The organism is Actinophytocola sp. (assembly GCF_035942955.1).
In the GTDB taxonomy this organism is placed as follows: Bacteria; Actinomycetota; Actinomycetes; order Mycobacteriales; family Pseudonocardiaceae; genus DASYTH01.
Genome location: NZ_DASZCQ010000333.1, coordinates 1 through 23,494, shown reverse-complemented (window position 1 = coordinate 23,494; position 23,494 = coordinate 1). Strand labels below are relative to the sequence as shown.

The following is a 23,494-nucleotide window of genomic DNA, read 5'->3' as shown; positions in this document are numbered from 1 at the left end:
AGCCACCCCGAACCTACGACAAGGAACCGGAGAACCGGCGGACCCAGCGCCGGAAACCGCCCCACCCCAACGGAAACACGCACGCCAAACCAACCCTCAGCACCTCACCCAACGCCCACATGAAAGATCGAGGCTAGTCGGGGACTCGGGTGGGGTTTCGGTCGGGGGTGGTTCGGGTGGGGAGTTGGGAGACCTTGGGGGGTGGGGTGAGAAGGCGTTTGGGTGGGTCGTGTGCCGTGCGTTCCCACCAGCGGCCGTTGGTGTCGTAGAAAACGATTGTGGGGTAGTAGAGGGCGGCGGCCTCGTCCACCGTCGCGTTCTCGGGCCAGGTGATTGTGATGGGTGGGGTGGTCGCGGTTTGCCCCGGGGCGATGGCGGCGAGGACATAGGAATCGGATGAGCCGTTGATGGACCAGCCGACGGATCGGACGTCGCCGAAGTGTCCGACGATGCCGGTGAGCCGCACGCTGTGGACGGGGCAGCTGCCGTAGTTGGTGAAGCCAATGGTGAGGTTCGGCGGGTCGGATACCCGGATCGCGGACAGCAGGCGGGCGTGGACGGCCTCGTTGTCCCGGCGTTCGGCGTCCCGGTAGCGGCCGTCGCGAATCGCGATCCAAATTGCCACGATGACCGCGAGGAGGGTGCCGGCGGCGCCGATGACCTGACCCCAGGCCGCGAAAACATTCGCGTCGACGCTGCCGAAGACCGTTGACTGAAGGGCACCATGGAGCACGCTGACAACAATCCAGGCCCGATCGGGCCGGCGCAATCGGATGAACGGGCTAGGCGCCGAGCATGCGCAGGACCAGGTCGGCGTACTGGCGGCCGAGGAGGGCGGGGGAGGGTTTGCCGGTGTCGGTGTACCAGCGGGCGACGTCGATGCCGAGGGACAGCACGGCGCGGGCGGCGGTGCGGACGTCGGTGACGTGGAAGCGGCCGCGGTCGACGCCGGCGGTGATCACGTCGCGCACCAGTTGCTCGGTGCGCCGGCGCAGGGTGGCGATCTGCTCGTAGTCGGGTGGCGGGAGGGCCTGCAGCTCGTACTGGACGACGCGGGCGACGCGGTGGCGTTTGGCGTGCCAGGCGACGAAGCGCTGGACGATGAGCGACATCGCCTCGACGGGGTCGGGCGTGCCGGAGACGACGTCCTGGACCATGTCGAGGGCCTGCTCGTGGCCGCTTCGGCTGATCGCGGACAGGACGGCGGCCTTGGAGGGGAAGTGGACGTAGAGCGCGGCGGGGCTCATGCCGGCCGCGTTGGCGATGTCCCGCGTGGTGGTGGCGTGGTAGCCGCGGGTGGCGAACGACTCGATGGCGGCGGCCATGAGCCGGCGGGCGGCGTCGGGCCGGACGTCCGGCCACAGATCGTCCGGAAGCGGTTCGGTCACTCGGGTCCCGGCAGGTTGATCAGGGGGGCGAGGTTGGCGCGGTGCCGGCCGGGGGTGCCGAGGGCGATCTCGTCGGCCTTGGCGCGCTTGAGGTACAGGTGGGCGGGGTGCTCCCAGGTCATGCCGATGCCGCCGTGCAGCTGGATGCACTCCTCGGCGGCGCGGACGGCGACCGGGGAGCACAGCGACGCCGCCACGCCGACGGCGACGGGGGTGTCGGGGTCGCCGGTGGCGAGCGTGTCGGCGGCGTACCGGGCGGCGGCGCGGGCAAGCACGAGGGACTCCCAGACGTCGGCGACGCGGTGCTTGAGGGCCTGGAACGAGCCGACCGGGCGGCCGAACTGCTTGCGCTCCTTGAGGTAGGCGACGGTGCTGTCGAGGCACCACTCGGCGAGGCCGAGCTGCTCGGAGGCGAGCAGGCCGGCGCCGGTCCGAAGCGCACTGTCCACAGCGGACTCGGCGGCGCCGGGCCCGGCGAGGCGCTCGGAGGTCGCGCCGGACAGCGTCAGGTCGGCAATCGGGCGGGTGAGGTCGAGCGAGACGACGGGGGTCACGGTGACGGCGGGGTCGGGCAGCCGGACCGCGTGCAGCTCGGGACCGTCCGGCCCCACCGCAGGCACGACCAGCACGTCGGCGACGAGGGCGTCGGCGACCGAGCCGACCCGGCCGTGCAGCGTGCCGCCGTCGACCCGAACTCCGGACGGGAACGGCGATCCCGGGCCCATCGACAGCGCAATGGCAAGGGTGGCAGTGGATTCACCGGCGGCCAGGGCGGACAGGAGCGTGTCCGCCGAGCAGCCGACCAGGGCGGTGGTGGCCAGGACGGCGCTGCCGAGGAACGGAACGGGCGCGACGAAGCGGCCGAGCTCCTCGAGGACGACGGCGGCCTCCCGGGCGGTGGCGCCGTGTCCGCCGTGCGACTCGGGGATCAGCAGGGCGGCCGCGCCCACGTCGGCGGCGAGCGTGCGCCACAGGTCCAGGTCGTAGGGCTTGTCGGTCTCGCAGCGGGCGAGCACCTGGGTGGGGGAGCAGCGGTCGGCCAGCAGGTCGCCCACGCTGGACCGCAGATGGTCCTCGACGTCGGTGTAGAGCAGGTTCATCGCGGGAGGTCCTTCCACGGAACGTCCTTGTCCACCCGGGGCTCGGACGGCAGGCCCAGCACCCGCTCGGAGATGATGTTGCGCAGGATCTCCGAGGTGCCGCCCTCGATGGAGTTGCCCTTGGCGCGCAGGTAGCGGTAGCCGGGCTCGCGGCCGAAGAAGTCGACGCGGTCCGGGCGGCGCAGCGTCCAGTCGTCGTACCGCAGGCCAACCTCGCCGAGGAACTCCAGCTCCAAACCGGACAGTTGCTGGGCCAGGCGGGCGAAGCTGAGCTTCATGGCCGACCCGTCCGGGCCGGGAGTGCCGGCGGCGAGCTGCTGGCGGAGCCGGATTCCGGCCAGCCGCAAGGCTTCGGACTCCACCCAGAGCTGGATGAGCCGGTCGTGGGTGGCGGCGGTGCGCTGGGCGGGGTGAGTGCGCCAGGTGCCGGCGACCGCGCCGATCATGCCGCCCTCGCGCGGCATCGGGCGGCCGCCGATGGCGACCCGCTCGTTCATGAGGGTGGCCTGCGCGACCCGCCAGCCGTCGCCGACGTCGCCCAACCGCAACGAATCCGGGATGCGCACGTCGGTGAGGAAGACCTCGTTGAACTCGGCCTCGCCGGTGATCTGGCGCAGCGGGCGCACCTCGACGCCCGGCGCGGTCATGTCGCAGATGAAGTAGGTCATGCCCAGATGCTTGGGGACGTCCGGGTCGGACCGGGTGACCAGGATGGCCCAGCGCGCGTTGTGCGCCGAGGACGTCCACACCTTCTGCCCGGTGACCCGCCACTCGTCGCCTTCGCGGATCGCCCTCGTGCCGGCCGATGCCAGGTCGGAGCCGGCGCCGGGCTCGCTGAACAGCTGGCACCAGACCTCCTCACCGGTCCACAGTGGACGCAGAAAGCGCTGCTTCTGCTCGCCGGTGCCGAACTGGAGGATGGTCGGCGCGGCCATGCCGAGGCCGATGCCGATCCGGCGCGGGTCGTTGTCCGGCGCGCCCGCGGCCTCCAGCTCGGCGTCCACAATGGTCTGCAGCTCCCTCGGCACGCCGAGGCCGCCGAGACCGGGCGGGAAGTGCACCCAGGCAAGGCCGGCGTCGAACCGGGCGCGCAGGAACTCCAGCCGGTCCGTGGTCGCCGGGTCGTGCGCGGCGAGCAGCTCGCGGACGCGCCGGCGCACCTCTTCGACGCCCACCGGCTGTCGGGTCTGGGTCATGTCCACGCCTTCCGTCTACGGCACGAGCAGCACGATGGTTTCGGCCACGCACGCCGGCTTGTCGTTGCCCTCGATCTCGACCGTGGTGCGCACGATGAACTGCGTGCCCAGCTTGGCCGGCACGACGTCGATCAGCTCGGATCCGGCCCGGATGCGCGAGCCGACCGGGACCGTGGCCGGGAAGCGCACCTTGTTGGAGCCGTAGTTGATGCCCATCTTCAGGTTGTCGACCCGGTAGATCTGCTGGGCCAGCATGGGAATCAGCGACAGGGTCAGGTAGCCGTGGGCGATCGTGCCGCCGAACGGGCCGGTGGCGGCCCGCTCGGTGTCGACGTGGATCCACTGGTGGTCGCCGGTGGCGTCGGCGAACAGGTTCACCTGCTCCTGGGTGACCGTGTGCCAGTCGCTGTAGCCGAGGTGCTCGCCCTTGGCCGCGGCGAACTCGTCGAGGTTGGCGAAGACGCGCATGATTCCCCTTACGCCCGAGGGCCGCCGGCGACGTAGATGACCTGCCCGGAGACGAACGAGGCCTCCTCGCGAACGAAGAACGAGACCACGGCCGCGATGTCCTCCGGCTTTCCGGTGCGGGCGACCGGGATCTGGGCCGCGGCCGCCTTCTTGAAGTCCTCGAACGGCACGCCGAGCCGTTCCGCGGTGGCCGCGGTCATGTCGGTCTCGATGAAACCGGGAGCGATCGCGTTCACCGTGATGCCGAACTTGCCAAGCTCGATCGCCAGGGTCTTGGTGAAGCCCTGCAGCCCGGCCTTGGCCGCCGAGTAGTTGGCCTGGCCGCGGTTGCCGAGCGCCGACGTGCTGGACAGGTTCACGATCCGGCCCCAGCCCTGCTCGGTCTGGTGCTTCTGCACCTCGCGGCTCATCAGGAACGACCCGCGCAGGTGCACGCCGATCACCGAGTCCCAGTCGGCGTCGGTCATCTTGAACAGCAGGTTGTCCCGCGTGATGCCGGCGTTGTTGACCAGCACGGTGGGCGGGCCGAGCTCGTCGGCCACCCGCTGCACGGCCGCGACGACCTGCTCGGTGTCGCTGACGTCGGCGCCGACCCCGATCGCCTTGCCGCCGCCGCCCTCGATGGCGGCCACGGTGTCCTTGCAGCTCGACTCGTCCAGGTCGACGACGGCGACGGCGAACCCGTCGCTCGCCAGCCGCTTGGCCACGGCGGCGCCGATGCCACGCGCGGCTCCGGTCACGATCGCGACACGGGACACGGTCACGGAACTCCTCCTGGGCAGCTCTGAGGTAAGCAAGCGCTTAGAAAGCTACCCGCGCGGGGGCCGAGCCGCAACGCCGGTCAGAACTCGAAGCCGCCCTTGCGGCCGTTGCGGTCGGCGAGCAGGCCGGCCAGGGTGGCGATGGCAATCTCCGGCGGCGTCTTGGAGCCGATGTTGAGCCCGATCGGGCGGTGCACCCGCTCGATGTCGGCGGCCGGCACGCCCAGCTCGGTGAGCGCCGAGACGTGCGGGGCCGGATGCCGGGGGTTGCCCATCACGCCGATCCACCGCGCCGGGTGGGCGAGCGCGTCGCGCAGCATCGGGCCCAGCTCGACCCGGTGGTGGTCGGTGACCACCACGTCGGTGGTCTCGTCGAGGGCCGGGATGGCGGTGAGCACGGTGGCGGCGGCGGCCGACTCGGCGGTGCTGACCCGGGCGCGTTCCGGCTCCACCAGGACGGTCCGGTAGCCGAGATCGTTGCCGTACTTGATCAGGTAGTCGGTGACCGGCGAGGCGAACACGGTCACCAGGGTGCGCGTTCGGGTCGCGGTGGGCGCCTCGCCGTGGGCCACCGCGCAACTGTCCTGCTCCGCCATGCTCGTAGGGTGGCACGAGGGCGCACCCGAAGTCACCTTGCCGGACAACGGGCTAGCCTGCCTGGTCGCCGGCGGCCGGCCGCGGATACCCGGTAGCCGAGCGGGAACCCGGTCGGGGTGAAACGATGGCGCATGCGCTTCCGCGACCGCGCCGACGCCGGGCGGCAGCTTGCCGACCGGCTGACCCGGTTCGCCGACGAGGAGCCGGTCGTCGTGGGGCTGCCGCGGGGCGGGGTGTCGGTGGCCGCGGAGATCGCCCGGGAGCTCAAGGCGCCGCTGGACATCGTGCTGGTGCGCAAGGTCGGCGCGCCGCACCGGTCCGAGCTGGCGGCCGGCGCGGTCGGCGAGGACGGCGTGACCGTGCGGAACCGGGGGGTGCTCGACGAGCTGGGACTGCGCTGGGAGGACCTCGACGAGCAGGTGCGGCGGGAGCGCGCCGAACTGGTCCGGCGGGCGCATACGTTGCGCCCCAACCGACCCCGGGCCGAGCTGGCGGACCGCACGGTGATCGTCGTCGACGACGGGATCGCCACCGGGTCCACTGTGGTCGCCGCCATGCGGGTGGTGCGCAGCCTCGGCGCCCGGCGGATCGTGCTGGCGGTTCCGGTGGCGCCGGCCGACACCCTGACGCAGCTGTCCGGGCTGGCCGATGAGGTGGTCTGCCTGCTGGCGCCGGCCCGATTCCGCGCGGTGGGGCAGTGGTACGCCGACTTCCGGCAGGTGTCCGACGACGAGGTGCGGGAGCTACTCGACGCGCACGGCTGAGTCGCCGACCGCCTCGCGCACCCGGTCCAGGACCTCGCGCACCGCCGACGGCGGGTTGTGCAGCACCAGCCGCCGGCCGTCGCCGAGCGTCGCGGCGCCGCGCAGCAGGGTGATCACCGCGGCGAGGTCGATCGAGTCCAGCTCGGCGAGATCCAGGTGGACATCACCGGTCGACCGTCGGCACAGCGTGAGGAGCAACTCCTCGGAGTTCCCGGCCATGTCGTCCATTGCGCCTACCCCTTTAGCCAATTCGCGGAGCGTACGCGTGGTGACGATGCGGTGTCTTTGGGCCGAAGGTCCTTACCAGTGCCCTACGAAAGTAGTGTGAACGACCGCCTCGCCGGCCTCGTCGGACGCGGCGAGGTCGACCTCGGCGGTGAATCCCCAGTCGTGGTCGCCGGCGGGATCGTCGAAGATCTGCCGCACGAGCCAGCGGTCCGGCTGCTCGTCGATGATCAGCAGCGCCGGCCCGCGGGCGTCCGGGCCGGTGCCGATCTCGTCGTGCTCGGCGAAGTACGGCTCGACGGCGTCCCGCCAGTCCGACGCGGTCCAGCCCGACTCGGCGTCCAGCGCGCCGAGCGCCACGTAGTCCCCGCGGGCGGCGAGCTGGACCCGGTGGAACAGCGCGTTGCGCACCAGCACCCGGAACGCCCGGGTGTTGGTGGTGACCGCGGGCGGGCGCTCGTCGGCGGCCGCGTCCGGCTCGGCGTCCGGGTTGGCCAGCCGCTCCCACTCGTCGAGCAGGCTGGAGTCGACCTGGCGCACCAGCTCGCCCAGCCACTCGATGAGATCGGCCAGCGGCTCGGTCTTGGCCTCGTCGGGCACGGTCTGGCGCAGCGCCTTGTAGGCGTCGGCCAGGTACCGCAGCACCGCGCCCTCCGATCGGGCCAGCCCGTAGTAGCCGACGTACTCGGTGAACGTCATCGCCCGCTCGTACATGTCCCTGGCGACCGACTTGGGGGACAGGGGATGGTCGGCGACCCACGGGTGGCCGCGGCGGTAGGTCTCGTACGCCGCGTCGAGCAGCTCGGCAAGCGGCTTGGGGTAGGTCACGTCCTCCAGCAGCGCCATCCGCTCCTCGTACTCGATGCCCTCCGCCTTCATCGCGGCCACCGCCTCGCCGCGCGCCTTGGACTCCTGTGCCGACAGCACCTGACGCGGATCGTCCAATGTGGACTCGATGACGGACACCACGTCCAGCGCGTAGCTCGGCGACTCCCGGTCGAGCAGGTCGATGGCGGCCAGCGCGAACGGCGACAGCGGCTGGTTGAGCGCGAAGTCGAGCTGCAGGTCCACGGTCAGGCGGACCCGGCGACCGTGCTCGTCCGGGGTGTCCAGCCGCTCGACCACGCCCGCGGCCAGCAGCGCCCGGTAGATCGCGATCGCCTTGCGGATGTGCCGGCGCTGCGCGGGCCGGTCCTCGTGGTTGTCGGTGAGCAGCTTGCGCATGGCGGCGAACGCGTCGCCCGGCCGGTTGATCACGTTGAGCAGCATCGCGTGGCTCACCACGAAGCTCGACGTGAGCGGCTCGGGCTGGGCCTCGACCAGCCGCCGGAAGGTCGGCTCGCCCCAGGACACGAACCCCGGCGGGGGCTGGTGGCGCACCACCTTGCGCCGCTTCTTCGGGTCGTCGCCGGCCTTGGCCAGCGCCCGCTCGTTCTCCACCACGTGGTCCGGCGCCTGCACCACCACGTTGCCCACGGTGTCGTAGCCGGCGCGCCCGGCCCGCCCGGCGATCTGGTGGAACTCGCGGGCCTTGAGGTGCCTGGTCTTCACACCGTCGTATTTGGACAGCGCGGTGAACACCACGGTCCTGATCGGCACGTTGATCCCGACGCCGAGCGTGTCGGTGCCGCAGACCACCTTCATCAGGCCGGCCTGGGCCAGGCGCTCGACGAGCCGCCGGTACTTGGGCAGCATCCCGGCGTGGTGCACGCCGATGCCGTGCCGCACCAGCCGGGACAGCGTCTTCCCGAAGCCCGCCGTGAACCGGAACCGGCCGATCAGCCGGGCGATCTCGTCCTTCTCCGCGCGGGTGCACACGTTGACGCTCATCAGCGCCTGGGCCCGCTCCAGCGCCGCGGCCTGGGTGAAGTGCACGACGTAGATCGGCGCCTGGTTGGTGGTGAGCAGCTCCTCGATCGTCTCGTGCAGCGGGGTGACCCGGTAGGAGTAGTACAGCGGCACCGGGCGCTGCGCCGAGGTGATGGTGGCCGTCGGCCGGCCGGTGCGCCGGGTCAGGTCCTGCTCGAACCTCGTGACGTCGCCCAGCGTGGCCGACATCAGCAGGAACTGGGCGCGGTTGAGCTCAAGCAGCGGCACCTGCCACGCCCAGCCGCGGTCCGGCTCGGCGTAGAAGTGGAACTCGTCCATGATCACCACGCCGACGTCGGCGTCGATCCCGTCCCGCAGCGCGATGTTCGCCAGGATCTCCGCGGTGCAGCAGATGATCGGCGCCTCGGCGTTCACGCTCGCGTCGCCGGTCATCATGCCCACGCCGTCGGCCCCGAACACCTCGCACAGCGCGAAGAACTTCTCCGACACCAGCGCCTTGATCGGCGCGGTGTAGAAGCTGCGCCGCCCGTCGGCCATCGCCGTGAAATGCGCGCCGAGCGCCACCATGCTCTTCCCCGACCCGGTCGGCGTGCTCAGGATGACGTTCGACCCCGAGACGATCTCGATCATCGCCTCCTGCTGGGCCGGGTACAGCTCGAACCCCTGCTCCGCCGCCCACGCGGTGAAGGCGTCGAACAGCCCGTCCGGGTCCGCGGCCGCCGGCAGCACATCCGTCAACGTCACCCCCCTAACTTAGGCGACAACGCGACTGGCCAGCCGTCACTCTTTGCCACGGGATCTCACTCCGTGCATCCAGGACTTCCGGATGTACGGCGATGAAATCGCGCGATCAACCTGAACCATCGAGTGGATGGAGCGCGGGTAACGGTGAGTTGCCGGATCGCCGGACGTTGATCGGCGACATAGTTGGCGAACGGCGCCTCATTGAAAGATCGGCGCCATTGAGCAGCACGCCGTCGGGTCGGATGCAACCGAGAGTAGATCGGTGAGCGTCATTGACCCCCGATCGGCTCATTCCCGATTCGTAACGGTGGGGCGGCGTCGGACGACCCCTCGCGGGATCGGGGACTGGTCGCCCACGGTTGGCGGAATTGGAGGTGCCGGCGATGGCGGGAGTCCGTGGTCGTCTCATTGCGGTGCTGGCGGGTTTTTTGCTGGTCACCGCGTCCGTGTCCGGTCTGGCGGAGGCCGCGCCCCCGCCCGGGCCGGTGGTGGCCTGGGGGTACAACGGGCAGGGTCAGCTCGGTGACGGCACGCTGGTCAACCGGTCCGTGCCGGTCGCGGTGTGCGCGGTCGGGCAGAGCGCGCCCTGTCCCGGCCAGCTGACGAACGCGGTCCAGGTGGCCGCGGGCGACGACGACCTCAGCGCGGCGCTGCTGGCCGACGGGACGGTCCTGGCCTGGGGCGACGGCTCGGTAGGCGCGCTCGGCGACGGCACGGGCACCGACCGGTCGACGCCGACCCGGGTGTGCGCGGTCGGGCAGACGGCGCCGTGCTCGGCGTTCCTGACCGGCGTGACCTCGATCGCGGCCGGTCGCGCGCACGTCCTCGCGCTGCTGTCGGACGGCTCGGTGGTCGGCTGGGGCCGCAACTTCCAGGGCCAGCTCGGCGACGGCACCAGCGTCGACCGGTCGACCCCGGTGCCGGTGTGCGCCGTGGGCCAGAGCGCGCCGTGCTCGGCGTTCCTCACCGGCGTCAGCGGGCTCGTCGGCGGCGACGACCACTCGGTCGCGCTGCTGACCGACGGCTCCGTGCTGACCTGGGGCGACAACGAGTTCGGTCAGCTCGGCAACGGCACGCTGACGGACTCGCCGGTCCCCACGCCGGTGTGCGCCGTCGGGCAGACCGCGCCGTGCTCGGAGTTCCTCACCGGGGCCAGCTCGCTGGGTCCCGGGCTGCTGGACAACTCGCTGGCCGTCGGGCCGGGCGGCGTGGTGTACGGGTGGGGCAACAACTTCTTCGGCCAGCTCGGCGACGGCACCACGGTCGACCGGCTCACCCCGGTGCAGGCGTGCGCAGTCGGCCAGGCGGCGCCGTGCTCGTCGTTCCTCACCGGGATCACCCAGGTGGCCGGCGGCAGCTTCAGCCACACGGTGGCCATCGGCGCCGGCGGCGCCGCGTACGGCTGGGGCTCCAACGGAAACGGCAAGCTGGGTGACGGGACCACTGTGGACCGTTCGACGCCGGTGCGGGTGTGCGCGGTGGGGCAGACCGCGCCGTGCGCGCAGTTCCTGACCGGCGCCACCGCCATCTCCGCCGGCTCCGGGCACAGCATCGCGGTGCTGGCCTCGGGCGGCGTGGTGACCTGGGGCTTCAACTGGGCCGGCCAGCTCGGTGACGGCACCACGAACAGCCGGCCGGTGCCCGGCCCGGTGTGCGCGGTCGGCAAGACGGCGCCGTGCGCGCAGTTCCTGAGCAGCGTGACCTCGGCCATCGCCGGCGACGACCACAACCTGGCCATCGTCAACCCGCCGGCCGCCGACATCGAGGTGCGGCTGCGCGCCTCGTCGAGCCTGCTGAACCCGACGATCACGTACACGGTCACCGGGATCAACCGCGGGCCCGGCACCGTCACCTCGGGCACGATCACCTTGCGGGTGCCCGACTCCACGGTGTCGGTCTCGTCGAGCACCTGCAGCTACAACGCGTCGGCGAAGACCGTCAGCTGTCCGGTCGGCACGCTCGGGGTCAAGCAGGCCAGCTCGCACACCGTGCGGGCCACCCAGGGCACGCTCACCGTCGGCCTGCCGCTGCCGGCCACCGCCACCCGGACGGCGAGCACACCCAACGACCCCAACGCCGCCAACGACCGCGCGACGGCCAACTGCACGGTGGTGACCGGCCTGATCATCCTCTGCTGAGCTGATTCAGCAGCCAGCGTGGGCCGAGGGCGGTGGCGCCCTCGGCCTCGCTGCGCGCCCGAAGCTCGCGGTCCGCGGTGACGACGTACTGTCGTGAGTCTTTTGTGGTGCGATAGCCCCAGAAAAGACTCACGATGGTGTCATCGCCGGAGCCGGGCGCGTCGACGACCTCCACCCCGGTCGGGCCGGGGCCGATGCCGCGCGCCGCGCCCTCGACGACGAGCACGATCTCCGGGAAGGCGAGGTCGAACGGCTCCAGCTCGGTGGTCCCGCACTCGGCAAGGCGACCGAGGTCGTCGCGCAGCCGGGTGGCCGCGCCCTTGCGGTCCCGCCACCACCCGTCGGCCCGCGCCCCCATCACGTTGGCGCAGTCGACGACCAGCACCGGCTTTCGGACGCCCGCGCGCAGCCGGGGCCACGCGTTGGCGAACGGCCCGAACAACCGCAGCTTGTCCACTTCGGATACCGGAACCCAGGCCGCCTCGCTGGTCTCCATCGAGTCCGGCTCCACGTCGAGGTGCTCGTCCATGGTGCCGAGCACGGTGTGGTACGCCCAGTCCCCGTGATCCTCGCTGATGATCCCGTGCACCCGCCCCGCGTCCGCCGGCAGCGAGCACTCCTCGGCCGCCTCCCGCCGGGCCGCCGCGATCGGATCCTCGTCGCCGTGCCGCGCCCCGCCGAACAGCCCCCAGGTGTTGCCCCCCGGCGTCCACCACGCCCGCCGCTGCAGCAGCACCCGCCCGTCGTGGTACATCAGCAGCCCCGCGGCGCCGTACTTCCCCCAGTGCACATGCCCCTGCGCACACCTGGTGAACCGGTCGCCGTCCCGTAGGCCCATGGGGACCATCATCCCGGCTGCCAGGATGGGGGCATGCGGGCATGGCGGGTGGAGCGGCCGGGGCCGATGGCGACCTCGCCGGTCGGGTTGCATGACGAGACGGAGCCGGCGCCGGGGGAGGGCGAGCTGCTGGTCCGGGTGCTGGCGTGTGGGGTGTGCCGGACGGATCTGCATGTGGCGGAGGGGGATCTGCCGGTGCACCGGCCGCGGGTGGTGCCGGGGCACGAGGTCGTCGGGGAGGTCGTCGCGGCGGCGGAGGGCTTCGCGGTGGGGGCGCGGGTGGGCATCGCCTGGCTGCGGGGGACCTGTGGGCGGTGCCGGTACTGCGTGCGCGGGGCGGAGAACCTGTGCCCGTCGTCGGTGTACACCGGGTGGGACGCGGACGGGGGGTACGCGGAGCTGACGACGGTGCCGGCGGCGTATGCGTTGCGGCTGCCGGACGGGTACGAGGTGGCGGAGCTGGCGCCGTTGTTGTGTGCGGGGATCATCGGGTACCGGGCGCTGCTGCGGGCGGAGGTGCCGCCGGGCGGACGGTTGGGGGTGTACGGGTTCGGGGCGAGCGCGCATCTGGCGGCGCAGGTGGCGCTGGCGCGGGGGGTGCGGGTGCACGTGCTGACGCGGAGCGCGGCGGCCAGGGAGCTGGCGCTGGAGTTGGGGGCGGCGTCGGCGGGCGGGGCCGCGGAGGCGCCGCCGGAGCCGCTGGACTCGGCGATCCTGTTCGCTCCGGCCGGCGGGCTGGTGCCGGCGGCGCTGGCGGCGCTGGACCGGGGCGGGACGCTGGCGATCGCGGGCATCCACCTGTCGGACGTTCCGGTGCTGAACTACCAGCGGCACCTGTTCCAGGAGCGGCAGCTGCGCAGCGTCACGGCGAACACGCGGGCCGACGCGCGGGAGTTTCTGCGCGTGGCCGGGGAGCACCGGCTGCGGGTGACGACCAAGGAGTATCCGCTTGGCGAGGCGGACCGGGCGCTGGCCGACCTGGCGGCGGACCGGGTGAACGGGGCGGCGGTGCTCATCCCGTAGGCCTGTTGGAATAAACTATTCCGTTCTGCTACGCTCGAGCCATGACGGTACTCGGGGCACGGCAGCTCAACCGGGCGACGCTGGCGCGGCAGCTGCTGCTTGAGCGGGCGAGCCAGCCGGTCACCCAGGTGATCGAGCACCTGGTCGGGATGCAGGCGCAGGCGCCGAACGCGGCGTATGTGGGGCTGTGGAGCCGGCTGGTCGACTTCGAGCCGGCGGAGCTGGCCCGGCTGCTGATCGAGCGGCGGGTCGTGCGGACCACGCTGATGCGCGCGACGATCCACCTGGTCACGGCCCGGGGCTGCGTGAGCCTGCGGCCGGTCGTGCAGCCCGCGCTCGAGCGCGCGTTCGCCGGGTCGCCGTTCGCCGGGAACGTGGCCGATGTGGACCTCGACGAGCTGCTGGCGACCGGCCGGAAGCTGCTGGCCGAGCGGCCGAGGACGCGCGCCGAGCTGAGCCCGCTGCTGCACGAGCGGTGGCCGGACCGCGACGCGGACTCGCTGGTGTACGCCGTGACGTACCGGGCGCCGCTGGTGCAGGTGCCACCGCGTGGGGTGTGGGGCAGCTCCGGGCCGGCGGCGTGGGCGCCGGTGGAGACCTGGCTGGACGCGCCGGTCGGGACCGACCCGACGCCCGACGACGTGGTGCTGCGCTACCTGGCCGCGTTCGGACCGGCGAGCGTCATGGACGTGCAGGCGTGGTCGGGTCTGACCCGGCTGCGCCCGGTGGTGGAGCGGCTGCGACCGCGGTTGCGGGTGTTCACCGACGAGCGGGGGCGCGAGCTGTTCGACCTGCCGGAGGCGCCGCGGCCCGACGCCGACACCCCCGCGCCGCCGCGGTTCCTGCCGGAGTACGACAACGTGCTGCTCAGCCACGCCGACCGGAGCCGGGTGATCGTCGACAAGCGGCCGGTGGTGCTGTTCCCCGGCAACGGCGCGGCCATGGGCAACCTGCTCGTCGACGGGTTCTACCGGGCGACCTGGAAGATCACCCGAGCCGGGGACACCGCGACGCTCACCGTCGACCCGTTCGTCAAGTTGTCCACAAAGGACATCGCTGAGGTGTCCGCGGAAGGCGAGCGGTTGCTCGCGTTCGTGGCCGCCGACGTGCCGAACCACGAGGTGGTGGTGGCCGAACCCTAGGATTGCCGGTCATGGACACGGGTCGGGCGCGGCGGGTGCTGGGGGAGTGGGAGAGGTTCCTGACCGGGGAGCCGGCGCCGGATGCCGGGCCGGTCGACCTCTTCCACCGGGTGGCGAAGTCGGTGCCGGCGTACCGGGACTTCCTGCGGGACAACGGGATCGAGCCGGACACGGTGCGCACGGTCGAGGACTTCCGAAGGCTTCCGTTGCTGACCAAGGAGAACTATCACCGGCGGTATCCGTTGCCGCGGCTGTGCCGGGACGGGCGGCTGGACGGGTGCGACATGGTGGCGGTGTCGTCCGGGTCGACGGGGGAGCCGACGTTCTGGCCCCGGTTCCGCACCGACGAGCTGGCCGTGGCGGCGCGGTTCGAGCAGGTGTTTCGGGACGGGTTCCTGGCCGACGAGCGCGGCACCCTCGCGGTGGTGTGCTTTCCGCTCGGCACCTGGGTGGGCGGGCTGTACACGGTGGCGTGCGTGCGGCATCTGGCGGCCAAGGGGTATCCGATCACGGTGGTCGCGCCGGGCAACAACAAGGCGGAGATCCTGCGGGTGGTGCCGGAGTTGGGCCGGCACGCCGAGCAGGTGGTTCTGCTGGGGTACCCGCCGTTCCTCAAGGACGTGATCGACACCGGGCTGGCCGCGGGCGTGGACTGGCCGCGGTACGCGCCCAAGCTCGTGCTTGCCGGCGAGGTGTTCAGCGAGCAGTGGCGGGATCTCGTCGGGGCACGGGCGGGTCTGCGGGACGTGCGGTTCGACTCGGCGTCGCTGTACGGCACGGCCGACGCGGGGGTGCTCGGCAACGAGACGCCGCTGTCGGTGTCCGTGCGGCGGTTCCTCGCCGGGAAGCCGGATGCGGCGCGGGAGCTGTTCGGCGAGTCGCGGCTGCCGACGCTGGTGCAGTACGACCCGGGCAGCCGGTACTTCGAGACGGTCGACGGGACGCTGCTGTTCTCCGGTGACAACGGGATTCCGCTGATCCGCTACCACATCGCCGACGACGGCGGGATCGTCGGGTACGACGAGATGCTGGAGTTCTGCGCGCGGCACGGGTTCGACCCGCTCGCCGAGCTGGGCGGCGCCCGGGGCGCGCACCGGATGCCGTTCGTGTACGTGTTCGGGCGGTCGCTGTTCACCGTGTCGTTCTTCGGGGCCAACGTGTACCCGGAGAACGTCTCGGTCGGGTTGGAGCGCGAGCCGGTGAGCGGCTGGGTGACGGGGAAGTTCGTGCTCGAGACCGTGGAGGACGCCGATCGGGATCTTCGGCTGCGGGTGACGGTGGAGCTGGCGCCGGGCCAGCGGGGCGACGCCACGACGATCGCGGAGTCGATTCGGGCCGAGCTGGTGCGGCTCAACAGCGAGTTCGCCCACTACGTGCCGGCCGAGCGGCAGCTACCCGAGGTGGTGCCGCGGCCCGCGGGTGATCCGGAGTACTTCCCGGTCGGCGTCAAGCATCGGTACGTGCGACGGTGATCGTGGTCCAGGCGCCGAGGTGGATCCGGTCGCCGTCGGCAAGGGCCCGAGGGACGTGCGGGCGCAGCGGGGTGGCGTCGTCGTTGACCGTGGTGCCGTTGGACGAGTCGAGGTCCACGATGGACAGGCTGCCGTCCGGCTCGGTGACGAGCACGGCGTGCAGGTGCGAGACGCCCGGGTCCTCCGGCGGGCCGGTGAGGTCGATGTCCGGGTTGACGCCCCGGGAGGCGCTGCGCCGGCCGATGGTGATCTGCTTGCCCCGCAAGGGAAAGTAGCGGTCCGGACAGAACGCCGGGAAGGTGATGCCGCCGGCGTCCGGGCCGCCGATGGCCATGACCGCGTTGTAGTAGGCGCGATCGGCGCTCACCGTCGCGGTCCACTCACGGGGTCTCTCCTCCGGCGCCGGTGCTTCCGGTTCCGGTGCTTTCGGCTCCACTGTGGACGGTGGCGGAGCGGCAAGCGAGTCGTGGCCGCAGGCCTCGCAGAACCGGCCGTCGAGGGGCGTGCCGCAGGCGGGGCACGGGGTGCCGGCCGGGGTGGGGGCGGCGGCGGGCGGCGCGGCGGTCCCGGTGCTCGCGGCCGGCGCCGGCGCGGCATCCATGGCAAGGCCGCAGACCTCGCAGAACTCGGAGTCGGCGGAGTCGTGGCCGTTGGGGCAGGTGGCCATGTCAGCTCTCGGCCTTCCGGCCGACCCGCTTGGTGACGGTGGAGCGGGTGTCCAGGGTCATCTCGTCGACGGTGTCCACCGCGCGCCTGAGCCGGACGGTGCCGGTCACCGGATCCTCGATGTCCACCACCCTGGCCAGCAGCTTGGCGGTGTCCTCGTGGCCGGACTCGGTGGCCAGCGCGACGGCGCGGCCGAGCTTGGCGGTGGCCCGCTCGACGTCGCCGGCCTTGCGGGCCTCCAGCCCCTCCTGGATCGCCGAGGCCAGCTCGGCCTGCCCGGTGTAGTGCGCCACCGCGGGGTTGATCTTGGTGGACAGCGCCTCGTCCTCGGTCCACACGGCCAGGATCTGCCCCTTGCCGAGGACCTGCTCGGCGCCGGGCACCACCATGCTCACCCGGCCGGCGAGCATCCGGTCGCCCACGTTGGCCGGGTTCACCTCGATGCACACGTGGTAGTCGCGGCTCTCCGCGCCCCACGAGCCGGTCGGGTAGTCGCCGCTGCGCGGCGCCGACTCCGTGCGGCGGTGCGTGAGGTCGGCCAGCGCGGGCTCCACCTGCTTGACGAACTTGACCGTGGCGCCCTGCGGGGTCCACAGCCGCAGCGCCACGTCGGCGACCGCCTTGCCCATGGCCCGCTCGGCCATCGCGCGGAAGTCGGCCTCCAGCCCGGCCGGCTCGGGGATGATGTCGACGGTGCCGAGCAGCGTGTCGGCGATCTGGCGCAGCTCGGCGACCTGCCAGTCGGTGCCGACGCCGCGGCAGTCGCAGACGAAGTGGCCGGTCACGTCGCGCAGGACGCGGGCGAGCTGGCGCGGCGTCTCGTGCATGTTCTGCCCGTCGGTGAGCAGGATCGCGTGCCGCAGCGCGTCGGGATGGTTGGCCAGCAGGTTGTCGGCAAGGCGCAGCCACTGGCCGATCGCGGTGCCGCCGTGGGCCCGCAGCGTGCCGACCGCCTCCTTGGCCTCCGCCCTCGTCCGCGCGTTGGCCTGGACCATCCCGCCCGGTCGCGGGTAGACGAGGCGGGCCGTCTCGGTGCCGGAGACCACGGCGAACCGCACGCCCTCGCGCAGGGTGTCGATCGCGGCGTTGGTCGCAGCCTTGGCCGACGAGAGCTTCGTCGGCGGGACGTGCATGGAGCCCGAGGTGTCCACGATGATCACTACGGCGGCGGCCGGCGCCGCGCTCGCCGAGCCTTCGGTGCCGCCGCCGGTGGCGGTCACCGTGACGATCGCGTTGACCTCGCGCGCGCCGGCCGGCAGGTACTCGTTCTGGTAGACCTCGACCCGGAACTCGGGAACGGTGCTCATCGCGGGCTCCTCAGGGGGTACGAGATCACCACGACGGTGATGTTGTCGTGGCCGCCGAGCTCCAGCGCCGTGCCGGTCAGCTCGGCCGCGGCGGTCAGCGGCCGGACCCCGCCGGCCGGCAGCTTCGCGGCCAGGTCGTCGGCCTCCGGCAGGTAGTTCCACAGCCCGTCGCTGCACAGCAGCACGGCGCCGGGGCCGTCCGGCTGGAAGCTGACCACGTGCGGCGACACGTCGCCGGCGTCGGCTCCGATCCACGAGGACAGCGCGTGCGCGTGGAAGACCCGCGACGCCTCGTCGGCGTCCATGCCGGCGGCGACGAGCTGCGCGGCGACGGTGTCGTCGAGGGTCAGCCGCCGCGACGGCGCCCGCGAGGACAGCCAGTAGGCGCGGCTGTCGCCGACCCAGCCCACGGTGACCCCGCGCGGGGTGACCGCGGCCGAGACGAACGTGCACGACGGCGAGCTGCCCGGCGGCTCCCGGCTGGTCAGCTCGGACACCTGGGCCACGGCCGCGTCGACCGCGGCCCTTGTGGCCGCGCCGAGGTCGGCCTCGTCCTCGAGGGCGGCGCTGGCCAGCACGTCGATCGCGGCGTCGGCCGCCGCCTGGGAGGCCTGGTCGGCCCGCTCGGTGGACGCGACGCCGTCGCACACCACCGCCACCACTGCGCGCGGGTCGTCCTCCGGGCCGATCCGGGCGAACGCCATCGAGTCCTCGTTGCGGGACCGGTGCCGGCCCCGGTCGCCGACGCCGGCGACCACGCCGAGGTCGTACTCCATCCGGTCGCGCCCGGTCGGTTGCCCGCGGCCGCACCGCTCGCAGAACCCGTCGGCGCCGATCTCGGTCGCCCCGCAGGCAACGCACTCGCGGTCGGGCGCGGCGATCGGCCCGGCCGGACCGCCAACCGGGGTCCGGTGCACGAGCAGATCCGTGCCGCACCCCTCGCAGAACCGGTCGGCCGGGGCCACCGGTTCCGCGCAGGAGGGGCACTGGAGCTCGGTCATACCCACGTCCTCGGCCGGATCTCGTTGGCACGGTCGACGAGGGCGATGCGTTCGGCGGCGGTCTGCGCCTGGCGGGCCAGGGTCCGGTAGCAGCGCTCGAGGCCGAGGCGCAGCTCCTGGTCGTCGAGCCGGCAGCTGAGCACCGTGCCGGAGCCGGTCTGTCCACTGCGGACGACCCAGGCGTGCGCGGCCTCCAGCACGTCCCGGGAGACCTGGGCCCGGCGCTCGGCGTCGAGCTCGAGCCCGTCCAGCGCGGCCCCGGCGGCGACCAGATCCTGCTCGCTCGCCGGGTCGCCGGTGCGGGCCCGGATCGCGGCCAGCCGCGCGGTGACGTAGTGGTTGGACGTCTCCGGCACGCTGTGCAGCACGTCGACGGCCTCCGCGCGCTCCCCGCGGGCAAGCAGCGTGCGGGCGAGGCCGAACCCTGCGCTGAGGTAGGACCGGTCGGTGCGCCACACGACGCGGTAGTAGCGGTCGGCGGTGGCGAGGTCGCCGAGGAGCTCGGCGCATGCCGCGAGGGCCAGCTTCGGCGCCAGCTCGCCGGGAATGGCACCGTACACCGTGTCGAACGCGGCGCGGGCGTCGGCGAACCGCTCTGCGGCAAGGGCCAGCAGCCCGCGGTGCCAGTCGGCGCGCCAGCCGGCGGACGGGGGCAGGGCGGCAAGGTCCCGCGCTGCCGCGTCGAGGTCACCGAGTTCGATCCTGGCCCTGGCCAACCGAAGCCGAACCTCCACAGTGGACTCAGGGGCGGCGGACAGCTCGTCGATCAGGTGCGCCGGGTCGCCCGCGCCGACCGTGGCGAGGAACGCGGCGGCCGGGTCGGCCTCGTCCACCCGCGGCACGGGCAGGGCGTCGATGATCGACCGCGGGGCCGGGCGGACCTGCTCGGCGCCGGCACTGACCCCGAAACCGCGCCGCTCCGGGGTGAACTCGGTCGACAGGCCCGGCCGGGGCTGGCCGTCCTCGGCGGCGAGCACCTCCCGCAGCACCCCGGTGAGCTGCTCCTTCATCTCCTCGGCCGACGCGAACCGGTGCGCGGGCTCGGTGGCGGTGGCGCGCAGCAGCAGCCGGTGGAACGACTCGAACTCGCCGAGCAGGGGCGCCTCGGCGGGGCTCGGCAGCCGGTCGCGGTGGGTGCGGTGGAAGTCGAACGGGATGCACATCACCGCGAGCGCCCGGCCGACCGTGTAGATGTCCGACTGGACGGACGGCCCGGCCGTGGCGATCTCCGGCGCCTGGTAGCCGACCGTGCCGTACACCGGGCTGACCTGATCGTCGGCCCGCCGGACCGCGCCGAGATCGATCAGCTTGAGCTGCTCCTCGGTCTGGATCACGTTGTCCGGCTTGAAGTCGCAGTACAGCAGGCCGATCCCGTGCAGGTAGCCGAGGGCGGGCAGCACCTCGAGGGCGTAGGCGATGGCCTGGGCAAGCGGCAGGCACTCGCGCGGGCCGATCTCGCGGCGCCGCTCCTTGATCATCTCCTTGACCGACCGGCCGCCGACGTACTCCATGACGATGTAGCCGGTGGCGGTGTCGCCGCCGGGCTCCCGGTGCTGCACGAAGTTGTGGATCTTGACGATGTTCGGGTGCTCGACCTCGGCCAGGAACTGGCGCTCGGCCACGGCCGCGGCCATCGCGTCGGTGTCGCCGGTGTCCAGCAGGCCCTTGAGCACCACCCAGCGGTCCGCCACCGCCCGGTCCAGCGCCAGGTAGATCCAGCCGAGCCCGCCGTGCGCAAGGCAGCCGAGCACCTCGTACTGGCCGTGCACCAGCTCGCCGGGGGACAGCTTCGGGGTGAACGAGTAACGGTGCCCGCACTTGGTGCAGAACCCCTCGACCCGGCCCGGCCGGCCGTCCCGCCCGCGGCCCACCTTGACCCCGCAGCGGCTGCAGAACCGCTTGTCCTCGGGCACCTCCGGGTCGGCGAGCACCGCCGTGCGCGGGTCGCGGTAGGGGACCCTGGGCACCTCGACCAGCCCGGCGCCGAGCAGGCCGCGGGTGGACGAGCGTCCCGAGGTGCGCCGCGACGGGCCGCTGGCCGGGGTGGTCGCGGCCGTCCACGCCGTGCTGGGCCCGGTGCCGGAAGTCCGGCTCGACGAGGTGGTGACCGGCGCGGCGGCGACCAGTGCCGGGGTGTCCGGAGCCGCCAGCCCGCAGGTGTCGCAGAAGCCGTCGTCGTCGAGGTTCCCGGCGCAGCCGGGTCGGGAGCACGCGGTCATCGGGCGGCCTCCTGGCGCACGGCCTGCTGGTAGCGGTTGACCGCACGGGTGGCGGCCGCCAGGTCGCACGGGGCGGTGTGCAGCAGGTCGTGCGCGTCCCGGTGCAGCGCGGTGAGCTCGAGGTCCTCGGCCCGACCGAGCCGCTCCGCCTTGGCGCGGTAGGCGTCCAGCCGCCCGCGCAGCTCGGCGCGCCGGTCGAGGAGCCCGGCGAACGCCGCGAGCTGACCGTTCGCCTCGGCGCGCGCGTCCGCGGCGGCCTGCTCGAGCCGGTCGAGCTCGGCGGTCAGCCGCTGCCAGTCGCCGCCGCGGCGCAGCGCGCTCAGCCGGGAGACACGGTCGCGCAGGGGCGGAACCAGGTCGACGAGCTCAGGCAGCCCGGTCGCGGCGATCTTGGCCAGCGCCTCGGCGCTGACCGCCCTTGCCCGCTGCTGGGTGCGTTCGATGTCGGACAGGACGTCGTCGATCCGGGCCAACCGCTGATCGAAGGTGTCCTTCGCGGTGCTCAACTCGGCCAGCCGCTTGGTGATCGTGGCCAACTCGGCCTCCGCGGCGCGCAGCGGATCCGATCCGATCGCCAGCGGGTCGGACACCGCGAGGCGCCGCACCTCGGCGATGCGGTCCCTGACCCTGGCCAGGTCGGCGAGCTGCTCGGGCCCGAGGGGCTCGGCAAGGGCCATGGCCGAGCGCAGCTGCGACTCCAGCGGATCGAGCCGGCGCAGTGCGGTCGCCGACGCCGTGTCCGCCTCCGCCAACACGGCGGTGACCTTGGCGTAGGTGGCTTTCATCCGGGTGACCAGCTCCGCAAGGCTGATCCGCTCGACGTTGAGCGCCGGGCCGGTCAGGCTGCGCTGCTCGATCGGCACCTGCTCCTGGTTCAGCTCCACCACCGGACCGGTGAGCAGCTCGGTCAGCTCGTCCAGCTCCGGCTGCCCCGGCCGCGACCGCCGCCCGCGCACCTCCCGGGCGCGCTCGACCAGCGTGCGGTACGCCTCGAACTGCTCCCACAGCGTGGCCATCGCCGTGCTCACCTCGGCCCACCGCTGCCGGCTCACCCCGGTCAGCGCCGCCCCGCGCAGCAGCTGGTGCCCCGGATGGTTGTCCATGGCCAGCAAGGCTTCCGCGATCCGGTCGCACTCCTCCCCGAGGCGCTTGAGCGCGCGGTCGGCCTCGTTGCGGTCCAGCCCAGGCTCCGAGAGGCTCATCGACGACCCCACCCCTCCGGTATACCTGTCACAACCCGGCGCCGGGACGATCGTTGCATAACGGAAGGTCCGCTCGGCACGAAACCGCTGCCCCAAGGGGCGAGACTCGCGCCCGTGCGGACCCAACCACACACGATCACAACGGCTTTCCTGGAGGATGGACGGCAGGCATCGGGAGGGGAGTGATCGACGTGCGCACACGGTCGCGACGCGGCGCGCGAAGCGCGCGTAGCGCGCGCGGTGCCGTGCCGGTCGCCGTCGCCGCCCTGCTCGTGCCGCTGGCGCCGATGCCGGCCCTCGCCCAACCCACCACCGCGGCCGGCCTTCTCGCGCACTACTACGACCTGAGCAAGGAAGCCGAGAAGGTCAACGAGGAGCTGCTGCGCATCCAGGAGGACCTGGCCAAGAAACGCGCCGACTCCGCCGCCGCCGTCGCCCGCGCCGCCGAGACCAAGGCGGCGGCCGACTCCGCGCACACCAAGGCCAGGACCGCCCGGGAGGACATGGACCGGGTGACCGCGCTGCTCTCCGGCCGCCCCGGCCGCCGCGGTCTGTCCGCTCTGGTCGTCGGCTCCACCAGCGACGAGGTCCTCAACCAGGTTCAGGGCGCCTCCCTGGCCGGCCAGGTTTCCGGCCGCGCCCTCCAATACGGCGGCCACGCCATCGCCGAGGCCGATCGCGCGGCCGCGGAGGCGGCGGCCGCGCAACAACAGGCCGCGGCCGTCGAGGCCCAGGTGGCGGCCGGCGCCGCGCAGGCCGAGCAGCGCAAAACCGACCTCGACCGACAGGTCGCCGAGGTACGCTCGGCGCTCGACCGTCTGACGCCCGAGCAGCGCTCGCTGCTGTCGACCAGCGAGTTCGACGCCGGCGACATCAAGATTCCGACCGGGGACGTCGGGGCCGTGCTGCGATTCGCGCTGTCCCAGGTGGGCAAGCCATACCTGTGGGGAGCCGTGGGGCCGCTCGCCTACGACTGCTCCGGGTTGGTGCAGACGTCCTTCAAGGTCGGTGGCATCCTCATGCCGCGGGTGTCGATCGACCAGTCCGGGGTGGGGCAACAGGTTTACCGGCACGACGTGCGGCCCGGGGATTTGATCTTCTACTATCAGCCGGTGCACCACGTGGCGATCGCCGTGGACAACCTGCGGGCGGTGCATGCGCCAAGCTTCGGGGAGACGGTGAAGATCTCCGGGATCGATCGGATCGGGCCGATCACGGTGATTCGGCGGGTCATGAAGTAGAACCCGGGTGGTGTTCCGGGGCTGGTGTGCCTTGGGGGTGGTGTCCCGGGGGCTGGTGTGCCGGGGGTTCGTCCCGGGGGGTGGTGTGCCGGGGGGTGTTTGGGGTCCGGGGGTCGGGCGGATTGTAGGTGCCGCGTCTCATTGTCAAGGGCGCCTTCGGCGTCGCTGCGCG

At 72.7% G+C, this 23,494-nt stretch carries 21 protein-coding genes; 6 read left to right on the top strand and 15 right to left on the bottom strand.

Annotated features, from left to right (window positions below):
* Positions 1-133: 133 nt before the first annotated feature.
* From VGX25_RS33250 to VGX25_RS33220, 7 genes are all read right to left on the bottom strand, one after another.
* Positions 134-733 carry a hypothetical protein gene (locus VGX25_RS33250; protein WP_326921935.1) on the bottom strand — a complete coding sequence of 200 codons (600 nt, stop codon included), beginning with the start codon at positions 731-733 and terminating at the stop codon, positions 134-136.
* A 49-nt stretch (positions 734-782) separates the two neighbouring features.
* A complete protein-coding gene (locus VGX25_RS33245) occupies positions 783-1,388 on the bottom strand; it encodes a TetR/AcrR family transcriptional regulator (RefSeq protein WP_414636060.1) in 606 nt (201 codons plus the stop codon).
* Entirely contained in the window at positions 1,385-2,488 is a 1,104-nt protein-coding gene (locus VGX25_RS33240) for an acyl-CoA dehydrogenase family protein (RefSeq protein ID WP_326921936.1), read from the bottom strand. The genes VGX25_RS33245 and VGX25_RS33240 overlap by 4 nt, the downstream gene beginning before the upstream one ends.
* Complete coding sequence (locus tag VGX25_RS33235) at positions 2,485-3,684, bottom strand: acyl-CoA dehydrogenase family protein (protein ID WP_326921934.1); 1,200 nt, start codon at positions 3,682-3,684, stop codon at positions 2,485-2,487. Before VGX25_RS33235 ends, VGX25_RS33240 begins: the two co-directional genes overlap by 4 nt.
* Positions 3,685-3,699: 15 nt before the next feature.
* Positions 3,700-4,152: a MaoC family dehydratase gene (locus VGX25_RS33230; RefSeq protein ID WP_326921933.1), complete on the bottom strand. Its 453-nt coding sequence runs from the start codon at positions 4,150-4,152 to the stop codon at positions 3,700-3,702.
* Between the two features lie 8 nt (positions 4,153-4,160).
* On the bottom strand, positions 4,161-4,916 hold the full coding sequence (fabG, locus tag VGX25_RS33225) for a 3-oxoacyl-ACP reductase FabG (protein WP_326921932.1): 756 nt from the start codon (positions 4,914-4,916) through the stop codon (positions 4,161-4,163).
* 77 nt (positions 4,917-4,993) lie between these two features.
* Positions 4,994-5,509 (bottom strand): XdhC family protein, encoded by a 516-nt coding sequence (locus VGX25_RS33220; protein WP_326921931.1) that lies wholly within the window; start codon positions 5,507-5,509, stop codon positions 4,994-4,996.
* A gap of 132 nt (positions 5,510-5,641) precedes the next feature.
* Here VGX25_RS33220 and VGX25_RS33215 point away from each other — a divergent pair, with 132 nt between their 5' ends.
* Positions 5,642-6,274, top strand: coding sequence for a phosphoribosyltransferase (locus tag VGX25_RS33215; RefSeq protein ID WP_326921930.1), 633 nt, complete (start codon positions 5,642-5,644; stop codon positions 6,272-6,274).
* Here the strand turns inward: VGX25_RS33215 and VGX25_RS33210 are convergent.
* Together VGX25_RS33210 and VGX25_RS33205 are read right to left on the bottom strand one after the other, a co-directional pair.
* The gene (locus VGX25_RS33210) at positions 6,254-6,523 is read right to left on the bottom strand and encodes an STAS domain-containing protein (protein WP_326921929.1); all 270 of its coding nucleotides are present in this window, start codon (positions 6,521-6,523) and stop codon (positions 6,254-6,256) included. The two genes, VGX25_RS33215 and VGX25_RS33210, sit on opposite strands and share 21 nt — an antisense overlap.
* A gap of 51 nt (positions 6,524-6,574) precedes the next feature.
* Complete coding sequence (locus VGX25_RS33205) at positions 6,575-9,073, bottom strand: DEAD/DEAH box helicase (RefSeq protein WP_326921928.1); 2,499 nt, start codon at positions 9,071-9,073, stop codon at positions 6,575-6,577.
* Positions 9,074-9,456: 383 nt separating this feature from the next.
* Here VGX25_RS33205 and VGX25_RS33200 point away from each other — a divergent pair, with 383 nt between their 5' ends.
* Positions 9,457-11,211 (top strand): hypothetical protein, encoded by a 1,755-nt coding sequence (locus VGX25_RS33200; protein WP_326921927.1) that lies wholly within the window; start codon positions 9,457-9,459, stop codon positions 11,209-11,211.
* Here VGX25_RS33200 and VGX25_RS33195 read toward each other — a convergent pair.
* A complete protein-coding gene (locus VGX25_RS33195) occupies positions 11,198-12,049 on the bottom strand; it encodes an NUDIX domain-containing protein (protein WP_326921926.1) in 852 nt (283 codons plus the stop codon). The two genes, VGX25_RS33200 and VGX25_RS33195, sit on opposite strands and share 14 nt — an antisense overlap.
* Before the next feature lie 33 nt (positions 12,050-12,082).
* On the opposite strand from VGX25_RS33195, the gene VGX25_RS33190 reads away from it, so the two are divergent.
* The 3 genes from VGX25_RS33190 to VGX25_RS33180 are packed head-to-tail and all read left to right on the top strand — an operon-like array spanning position 12,083 to position 15,686.
* Complete coding sequence (locus VGX25_RS33190) at positions 12,083-13,072, top strand: zinc-binding alcohol dehydrogenase family protein (protein WP_326921925.1); 990 nt, start codon at positions 12,083-12,085, stop codon at positions 13,070-13,072.
* A 41-nt stretch (positions 13,073-13,113) separates the two neighbouring features.
* A complete protein-coding gene (locus VGX25_RS33185) occupies positions 13,114-14,214 on the top strand; it encodes a winged helix DNA-binding domain-containing protein (RefSeq protein ID WP_326921924.1) in 1,101 nt (366 codons plus the stop codon).
* Between the two features lie 11 nt (positions 14,215-14,225).
* Positions 14,226-15,686, top strand: a complete 1,461-nt coding sequence (locus tag VGX25_RS33180) for a phenylacetate--CoA ligase family protein (RefSeq protein WP_326921923.1) — start codon at positions 14,226-14,228, stop codon at positions 15,684-15,686.
* Here VGX25_RS33180 and VGX25_RS33175 read toward each other — a convergent pair.
* Genes VGX25_RS33175 through VGX25_RS33155 form a run of 5 tightly spaced genes read right to left on the bottom strand, consistent with a single transcriptional unit; the run spans position 15,661 to position 22,081 of the window.
* Positions 15,661-16,353, bottom strand: coding sequence for an FHA domain-containing protein (locus tag VGX25_RS33175; RefSeq protein ID WP_326921922.1), 693 nt, complete (start codon positions 16,351-16,353; stop codon positions 15,661-15,663). The two genes, VGX25_RS33180 and VGX25_RS33175, sit on opposite strands and share 26 nt — an antisense overlap.
* A gap of 1 nt (position 16,354) precedes the next feature.
* Entirely contained in the window at positions 16,355-17,659 is a 1,305-nt protein-coding gene (locus VGX25_RS33170; protein WP_326921921.1) for a VWA domain-containing protein, read from the bottom strand.
* Positions 17,656-18,660, bottom strand: a complete 1,005-nt coding sequence (locus VGX25_RS33165; protein ID WP_326921920.1) for a protein phosphatase 2C domain-containing protein — start codon at positions 18,658-18,660, stop codon at positions 17,656-17,658. Before VGX25_RS33165 ends, VGX25_RS33170 begins: the two co-directional genes overlap by 4 nt.
* Positions 18,657-20,879 carry a serine/threonine-protein kinase gene (locus tag VGX25_RS33160; protein ID WP_326921919.1) on the bottom strand — a complete coding sequence of 741 codons (2,223 nt, stop codon included), beginning with the start codon at positions 20,877-20,879 and terminating at the stop codon, positions 18,657-18,659. Before VGX25_RS33160 ends, VGX25_RS33165 begins: the two co-directional genes overlap by 4 nt.
* Positions 20,876-22,081, bottom strand: a complete 1,206-nt coding sequence (locus tag VGX25_RS33155) for a hypothetical protein (RefSeq protein ID WP_326921918.1) — start codon at positions 22,079-22,081, stop codon at positions 20,876-20,878. Before VGX25_RS33155 ends, VGX25_RS33160 begins: the two co-directional genes overlap by 4 nt.
* A 245-nt stretch (positions 22,082-22,326) precedes the next feature.
* Here VGX25_RS33155 and VGX25_RS33150 point away from each other — a divergent pair, with 245 nt between their 5' ends.
* Positions 22,327-23,322 (top strand): C40 family peptidase, encoded by a 996-nt coding sequence (locus VGX25_RS33150; protein ID WP_326921917.1) that lies wholly within the window; start codon positions 22,327-22,329, stop codon positions 23,320-23,322.
* Positions 23,323-23,494 lie beyond the last annotated feature (172 nt).

Coding starts and splice junctions, on each gene's coding strand:
- VGX25_RS33240 (WP_326921936.1), bottom strand. CDS start 2,488: ATGAACCTGCTCTACACCGACGTCGAGGACCATCTGCGGTCCAGCGTG.
- VGX25_RS33235 (WP_326921934.1), bottom strand. CDS start 3,684: ATGACCCAGACCCGACAGCCGGTGGGCGTCGAAGAGGTGCGCCGGCGC.
- VGX25_RS33230 (WP_326921933.1), bottom strand. CDS start 4,152: ATGCGCGTCTTCGCCAACCTCGACGAGTTCGCCGCGGCCAAGGGCGAG.
- VGX25_RS33220 (WP_326921931.1), bottom strand. CDS start 5,509: ATGGCGGAGCAGGACAGTTGCGCGGTGGCCCACGGCGAGGCGCCCACC.
- VGX25_RS33215 (WP_326921930.1), top strand. CDS start 5,642: ATGCGCTTCCGCGACCGCGCCGACGCCGGGCGGCAGCTTGCCGACCGG.
- VGX25_RS33200 (WP_326921927.1), top strand. CDS start 9,457: ATGGCGGGAGTCCGTGGTCGTCTCATTGCGGTGCTGGCGGGTTTTTTG.
- VGX25_RS33195 (WP_326921926.1), bottom strand. CDS start 12,049: ATGGGCCTACGGGACGGCGACCGGTTCACCAGGTGTGCGCAGGGGCAT.
- VGX25_RS33190 (WP_326921925.1), top strand. CDS start 12,083: ATGCGGGCATGGCGGGTGGAGCGGCCGGGGCCGATGGCGACCTCGCCG.
- VGX25_RS33185 (WP_326921924.1), top strand. CDS start 13,114: ATGACGGTACTCGGGGCACGGCAGCTCAACCGGGCGACGCTGGCGCGG.
- VGX25_RS33180 (WP_326921923.1), top strand. CDS start 14,226: ATGGACACGGGTCGGGCGCGGCGGGTGCTGGGGGAGTGGGAGAGGTTC.
- VGX25_RS33175 (WP_326921922.1), bottom strand. CDS start 16,353: ATGGCCACCTGCCCCAACGGCCACGACTCCGCCGACTCCGAGTTCTGC.
- VGX25_RS33170 (WP_326921921.1), bottom strand. CDS start 17,659: ATGAGCACCGTTCCCGAGTTCCGGGTCGAGGTCTACCAGAACGAGTAC.
- VGX25_RS33165 (WP_326921920.1), bottom strand. CDS start 18,660: ATGACCGAGCTCCAGTGCCCCTCCTGCGCGGAACCGGTGGCCCCGGCC.
- VGX25_RS33160 (WP_326921919.1), bottom strand. CDS start 20,879: ATGACCGCGTGCTCCCGACCCGGCTGCGCCGGGAACCTCGACGACGAC.
- VGX25_RS33155 (WP_326921918.1), bottom strand. CDS start 22,081: ATGAGCCTCTCGGAGCCTGGGCTGGACCGCAACGAGGCCGACCGCGCG.